This is a genomic window from Sphingopyxis sp. SCN 67-31, from assembly GCF_001725095.1.
The window spans coordinates 1-5,677 of record NZ_MEFH01000187.1 but is presented as its reverse complement, the minus strand read 5'-3'; the positions used below and the strand labels follow the sequence as shown (position 1 = coordinate 5,677).

At 66.2% G+C, this 5,677-nt stretch carries 9 protein-coding genes; 5 read left to right on the top strand and 4 right to left on the bottom strand.

From position 1 onward, the window contains the following. The coding region (locus ABS88_RS23430) for a DUF1232 domain-containing protein (protein ID WP_286750751.1) at positions 1-198 on the bottom strand (198 nt) is incomplete at its 3' end. Positions 199-210: 12 nt separating this feature from the next. Between ABS88_RS23430 and ABS88_RS23425 the strand changes: the two genes are divergently transcribed. Continuing rightward, positions 211-1,197 carry a dipeptide epimerase gene (locus tag ABS88_RS23425; RefSeq protein ID WP_286750750.1) on the top strand — a complete coding sequence of 329 codons (987 nt, stop codon included), beginning with the start codon at positions 211-213 and terminating at the stop codon, positions 1,195-1,197. A gap of 50 nt (positions 1,198-1,247) precedes the next feature. Then, positions 1,248-1,730 carry a MarR family winged helix-turn-helix transcriptional regulator gene (locus tag ABS88_RS23420; RefSeq protein WP_286750749.1) on the top strand — a complete coding sequence of 161 codons (483 nt, stop codon included), beginning with the start codon at positions 1,248-1,250 and terminating at the stop codon, positions 1,728-1,730. On the opposite strand, the gene ABS88_RS23415 is transcribed toward ABS88_RS23420, so the two are convergent. After that, positions 1,727-2,191, bottom strand: a complete 465-nt coding sequence (locus ABS88_RS23415; RefSeq protein WP_286750748.1) for a pyridoxamine 5'-phosphate oxidase family protein — start codon at positions 2,189-2,191, stop codon at positions 1,727-1,729. The two genes, ABS88_RS23420 and ABS88_RS23415, sit on opposite strands and share 4 nt — an antisense overlap. A gap of 62 nt (positions 2,192-2,253) precedes the next feature. Then, positions 2,254-2,649 (bottom strand): VOC family protein, encoded by a 396-nt coding sequence (locus ABS88_RS23410; protein WP_286750747.1) that lies wholly within the window; start codon positions 2,647-2,649, stop codon positions 2,254-2,256. Between the two features lie 89 nt (positions 2,650-2,738). Here ABS88_RS23410 and soxR point away from each other — a divergent pair, with 89 nt between their 5' ends. Continuing rightward, on the top strand, positions 2,739-3,209 hold the full coding sequence (gene soxR, locus ABS88_RS23405; RefSeq protein ID WP_286750746.1) for a redox-sensitive transcriptional activator SoxR: 471 nt from the start codon (positions 2,739-2,741) through the stop codon (positions 3,207-3,209). A gap of 60 nt (positions 3,210-3,269) precedes the next feature. Here the strand turns inward: soxR and ABS88_RS23400 are convergent, their stop codons facing one another. Then, complete coding sequence (locus ABS88_RS23400; RefSeq protein ID WP_286750745.1) at positions 3,270-3,575, bottom strand: hypothetical protein; 306 nt, start codon at positions 3,573-3,575, stop codon at positions 3,270-3,272. Between the two features lie 173 nt (positions 3,576-3,748). Here ABS88_RS23400 and ABS88_RS23395 point away from each other — a divergent pair, with 173 nt between their 5' ends. Both ABS88_RS23395 and aqpZ read left to right on the top strand, forming a co-directional pair. Next, on the top strand, positions 3,749-5,032 hold the full coding sequence (locus tag ABS88_RS23395; protein WP_286750744.1) for a methyl-accepting chemotaxis protein: 1,284 nt from the start codon (positions 3,749-3,751) through the stop codon (positions 5,030-5,032). 110 nt (positions 5,033-5,142) lie between these two features. After that, positions 5,143-5,677, top strand: a 535-nt coding sequence (aqpZ, locus tag ABS88_RS23390; protein ID WP_286750743.1) for an aquaporin Z, incomplete at its 3' end; no start/stop codon positions are given.

Below are 5,677 nucleotides of genomic sequence, written 5' to 3'. Positions count from 1 at the left end.
GAGTACAGGGACGAAATCGGGTATCAGATCGATCGGCGACAGCGCATAGGCGGCGACGGCGACCGCCAGCAGCCTGGCAATCAGCGGCGTCCGCGGGTCCCGCGCGGCAAGCCACGCGGCGTGCGCCTCGACGGCGAGTCGGTGACCCAGATCGCCAATGCGTTCGGAAAGGGATTTGCCCGTCATCGCGTCGCACATTAGTCTTCCTGCATGGCTATCCAACTGAAAAGCGCACGCGTCGAGCGTTGGCCCGTCGCGGGCGAATTCGTCATCAGCCGCGGTGCAAGCGACCATGTCGATGTCGTCGTCGCCGAAGTCGAGGAGGACGGTGTCGCCGGGCGCGGCGAGGGAACGCCGATCTACTATCAGGGCGAAGATGCGGCCGGCTGCCGCGACGCCCTGCTGCGCGTCATGCCGCATCTCGCGGGGCTGGGCGCGGCGGCCGCGCGGGCAGCGGTGCAGGAATTGATGGGGGCGGGTGCGGCGCGCAACGCGATCGACTGTGCGCTGTGGGATCTCGAAGCGCGCCAGCGCGCGGTCCCGCTGTGGCAGCTTGCCGGCTGCGAAGCGCCGGCGCCGCGCGTCACCGCCTTCACCATTTCGCTCGGCGGCCCTGGCACGATGGCGGCGCGAACCGAGGAAGCGGTGATGGCGGGCTATCGCCTGTTCAAGATCAAGCTGGCCGGCGACGCCGAAGATCGCGCGCGCGTTGCTGCGGTGCGCGGGGCGGCGCCCGGCGCCCGCCTGATCGTCGATGCGAACGAGAGCTGGGGCGCGCTCGACCTGCTTGCCGAGGCCGAGGCGCTCGCCGACCTCGGAGTCGAAATGATCGAGCAACCGGTGCCGGTCGGCACCGACGTGCTGCTCGACGGCATTTATGCCCCCCTGCCGTTCATCGCCGATGAAAGCTGCCATGTCGCTGCCGATGTGCCGCGCATCGGGGCCTTTTACGACGGCGTGAACATCAAGCTCGACAAGGCGGGCGGGCTGACCGAGGCACTCAAGCTGGCCGATGCCGCCGACGCGGCGGGTCTGAGCATCATGGTCGGCTGCATGCTGTCGACAAGCCTGGCGATTGCGCCGGCGTTTCTGCTCGCGCAGCGGGCGCGATGGGTCGACCTCGACGGCCCCGCCTTGCTGGCGCGCGATCGCGCCGATGGCTTCAGCTTCGCCAATGGCGAAATTAGTCCAATTTAATGATAGTAAATCATATTGACTAAATGGCCGAAGCGGGAAATATTCGCCGAATGAGCACTTCGGACGCCGCCCGCCACCGCGAGATCGTTATGCCCGCCCTTCTGCGCCATGCGCGCACCATCTATGGCGGAGCGATGCGGGGGGCGCTTGATCGCGCCGGATTTGACGACATTCCTGCCAATGGCCTCTATGTGATCGGCGGCCTCGCGCTGGGGGCGGAGGAGGTGCCGCTGGGGACTCTGATCCGCGATCTGCGCATATCGAAGCAGGCGGCGGGGCAACTTGTCGATACGCTCGTCATGCGCGGCTATCTGGAGCGCCAGGCCGATCCCGCCGACCGGCGCCGACTGACTGTGCGCCTGACCGAGCGCGGCGCCGAGGCGGCGACGATCCAGGGTCAGGCGCGCGATGCCATCGACGCGAAGCTCGCGGCGCGGGTCGGCGCCGAGGACATCGCCGCTGCGCGCCGCGTCCTCTATGCGCTGGTGGAGATGGGGATCGAGGCCCGCGAGCGCGAGCCGGCTTCGTCCTAAAGCGCCACCTCGGCATGGCTGCCGAGTTCACCTTCCTTCACCGTCGATCCGGTCATCAGGCGGAACAGACCCTTGATCCCGGCCTCTGCGGTCCAGATTTCGGCATCGTCGAGATCGAAGCGCAGCATCAGCAGGTCCGGGTCGTCCTTGCCGCCTTCGTACCAGGCCTCGACCGGCTTCGACCAATATTTGTCGATCGTCGCACGATCGGTCACCGGGGTCAGCGTGCCGGAGATGCAGGCGAACAGGTCATGCCCCTTGGCGACATATTGCGCCATCGCGCGCCCGCCCGCGGCGAGACGGCCACTCTTGGCGTGGAAAAAATGGAAATAGCCGTCATTGTCCTTATCGAGCTGCGCCGTCATCGGGATTGCATGGGCGTGACCGGCGTCGAGCGCGACCATCAGATAGGGATTGTCGGCCATTTCCTTCCAGAAACGCTGTTTGATGTCCTTGCTCATCGGGGAGGCTCCTTTCTGCTTGTGCCATGCTAACGCGCGGAGCCGCCCCGATGTTGCGCGCTTCAGCGCGCGGCCCGCGCGGCGTAGCTCACCACCTCATATTCGATGCCGTCCGGGTCGAAGAAATAGAAGCGGCGGCCGGGTTCATAATCGCCGTGGTTGAAGGGGCGCAAACCGGCATCGACCACTTTCGCCTCGATCGCATCGAGATCGTCGACCTGGATGCCGACATGGTTGAGCGGTTCGCCTTTCGCGAAATGCGCGTTCGCATGAAGGCCGTCGGGGCCGGTGTAGAGTGCGACATAGGCCTCATCCGATCCGACGTGGATCGACATGCCGCCGTCGCGCGCCGGCCCGCGCCAGCGTTCGTGCCAGCCGAAGATTCGCGCCATCAGCGCGGCGCTGCGTTCGGGGTCGCTGACGGTCAGATTCACATGTTCGATAAAGGGATGCGTCACGGGCTGAAACTCCTGATTCGGGTTGACGCAGACAGATATGAAAGCTCAACCAAGCTTTAGATCAAGCATATTCTGCGAAGGGGGCTTTCGTGCACCGTACCGACCTTCTGCCCATCGGCGAGCTTGCCGCACGAACCGGCGTCGCGGTATCGGCGATCCGTTTCTACGAAGCGAAGGGACTGATCGCATCGCTGCGCACCGCGGGCGGACAAAGACGCTTTCTGCGTGCGGACACGCGGCGCCTGTCGTTCATCCTGATCGCGCAGCAGATGGGGCTCAGCCTCGACGAGATCGCGGCGGAACTGGCGCGCCTCCCTTCGGAACGTACCCCCAATGCCGCCGACTGGCGCCGGATCAGCACCGGCCTGCGCGCGCGGATCGACGCGCAGATCGCGGCGCTGGAACGGACGCGCGACCTGCTGGACGGCTGCATCGGTTGCGGTTGCCTCAGCCTGAAGAAGTGCGGGCTTTATAACGCGCGCGACAAGGCGGCGCAGCGCGGCGCCGGCCCGCGCTATCTGCTGGGCGACCGATCGGGCGACATTACCGAAGCGCGATAGCGCGCAAGGAAGTAGGGATTATTCGGCCCTTGCAATGGAGGCGACCGGGTCGCGCCGGGCTTACATCGGTTCGGCCATCACCGCTTCGATTTCATGGTTCAGCACTTCGGCGCGGCGGCATTGATCGTGGTCGCCGCGCTCGCATTTTTCAGCCGCCTTGTCGCGCTGGCGCGAAAGCTTGCCCAGCCTCTCCTCGCGTTCGCGCATCGCCCGGCCGCGGTTGCGGTCGGCCTCGTCCTGGCTGGTGGTCGACCAGTCGACGACCTGTCCCGCGGCCTTCACCGGCGCGGTGACGACCGATTTCACGGTGCTTATACAGCCCGCCAGCAAGGGCAGCGCCAGCATCGCCCCGACCCATATCCGCATCGTCCTTCTCCTCGGCGTCCGGCGTTGCACATTGCCGCAGCAATGGCCAGCGGCTTGCGGCCAAAAGTGCAGCCTTTCGGCGCTTCTGTCATATCACTGAAACAAATGGTTAAATTCGCATTTACTCTCTTGGACTAGGTCGCCCTGCATCGCTTTGCAGTCAAGAGAGACAGATGACGCCCCCCGATCCGTTATTGGCCCCCGCGACCGGACATTCGATGGCGATCGCGCACGATGCGCATCTGTCGGCGGTGATCGACATTTTCCGGGCGCAGCCGCAGTTGCGCGTCCTGACGATCGTCGACGCGGCGGGCCATCCGGTCGGAATCATCCGCGAACAGCGCGTGCGCGAATTGCTCTTTTGTCCCTATTGGTTTTCGCTGATGCAAAACCCGTCGATCGGGGGATCGATCGCCTCGCTCATCGATCCGTGCCAGATCGCCGATGTCGGCGAGAGCACCGCCGCGCTGCTGCGGATCGCGGCGCAGTCGGCGGCGCAGGAACTCGTGCTTGTCGATCGCGGGCGCTTCGTCGAAACGCTCGACGCGGCGCAATTGTCGAAGCTGGCCATGCTGCGCGAGATCGAGGTGGCGCAGGAACGCAGCGCGCGTGCCGCGACGGTCGAAGCAAGCGGGCGCCGCTTCGAACAGGATATCAGCGCGCTGACCGCGACGCTTGCCGAGATGGCGCGGGAAGCAGAGGCGGTGGCGCAGGGACTGGGGACGCGTGCCGACGAGACGGGGCGCGACGCGGTATCGGTCGCGGGCGCAACCGCCCAGACGCTCGCGGGGCTTCAGGAGCTTGGTGATCGGGGGCGCGGGCTCGCCGCCAGCATGGCGCGCATCGTCGCCGACGGCACCCGGGCGCGCGACGTGCGGCGTGACGCCCATGCGCGCGTCCGGTCGGCGAGCGAGCGGGCGACCGCGCTGCGCGAGGCGAGTCAGTCGATCGAGCATATGTTGCGCCTCATCATCGACATGGCGAGCCGCACCAACATGCTGGCGCTCAACGCCGGGATCGAGGCGGCGCGCGCGGGGGAGGCGGGGCGCGGCTTCGCTGTCGTTGCCCAGGAAGTGAAGAATCTCGCGGCGCAGACCCGTGCCGCGGCCAGCGACATTTCGCCCTTCATCGACCATATTCGCGAAATCGTCGGGCAGGTTGCCGAAGGCTTTGCCGAGGTCGAACGCGCGATCGAGGCGAACAACGCCTTTTCGGATGCCGTCGATACGGCGGTCGACGGCCAGAGCGCGACGACCCTGCTGATCGCAAGCTATGTCGAGCAGGCGGTTGCTGCGGGGAAGGAGATCGACACGCGCGTCCATCAGATCGGCCGCGGCGCCGCGGCGGTCGGACAGGAGGCGGTGGCGCTCGGCGAATTGTCGTCGGGGCTGACCCGCGCGGCGCGATCGCTGCATCAGCGCGCGAGCCAGTTCGTCGAGACCGTCGCTGCGGCCTGAATCCCGCCGCGGGACATATGGTTTACAAAGACTTGCCGAGGGCATCGGCTGTGATAGGGTTGCTCCCGCGCCCGCGGCGCTTCCGGCCCCGGGCGGGAGGGAGGGTCCATATGACCAATATGCAAAAGGGTCTGGCCGAGTTTATCGGCACATTCTGGCTTGTCTTCGGCGGTTGCGGCAGCGCGGTTCTGGCGGCGGCCTTTCCCGATGTCGGCATCGGATTGCTCGGCGTCGCGCTCGCCTTCGGCCTGACGGTCGTCACCATGGCCTATGCCATCGGCCATATCTCGGGCTGTCATCTCAACCCCGCGGTCACGGTCGGCCTGTGGGCCGGCGGCCGCTTTCAGTCGCGCGACATTCCACTCTATGTCGTCGCGCAGGTGCTGGGCGCGATCGTCGCCGCTTTTCTCCTCTATTATATCGCGAGTGGGAACCCCGATTTCGATCTTGCGACCAAGGGCCTCGCTGCCAACGGCTTCGACGAAGGTTCGCCCGGAAACTATGACATCTGGTCGGCGCTGATTATCGAGGTGGTGCTGACCGCGGGTTTCCTGTGGGTCATCATGGGTTCGACCGACGGCCGCGCACCCGCGGGCTTCGCGCCGCTGGCCATCGGCCTCGCGCTCACGCTCATCCACCTCATCT